Source organism: Pelomicrobium sp. G1 (genome assembly GCF_051905455.1).
Lineage (GTDB): Bacteria > Pseudomonadota > Gammaproteobacteria > Burkholderiales > UBA6910 > Pelomicrobium.
This window is the reverse complement of sequence record NZ_JBQACR010000632.1, coordinates 1-234: the sequence shown is the minus strand read 5'-3', so window position 1 is coordinate 234 and position 234 is coordinate 1. Positions and strand designations below refer to the sequence as shown.

General features: G+C 65.4%; 1 pseudogene. It reads left to right on the top strand.

The features are described from left to right. Positions 1-205, top strand: a pseudogene (locus ACTFO6_RS19915) (hypothetical protein); the annotation flags it as partial. Positions 206-234 lie beyond the last annotated feature (29 nt).

The window sequence follows — 234 nt, the reverse complement described above, 5'->3', positions numbered from 1 at the left end:
GTGCCTGGTGGAGGTGGAGAAGGCGCCCAAGCCTTTGCCCGCGTGCGCCACGCCTGTCGCCTCCGGCAGGAAGGTGTACACCCGTTCGACCGTGGCGCGCAAAGCCCAAGCGGGAGTCATGGAGTTCCTGCTCATCAACCACCCCATCGATTGCCCCATCTGCGACCAGGGCGGTGAATGCCAGCTCCAGGACCTGGCGATGGGCTAAGGCATGTCCGCGTCCCGGTACGAAGA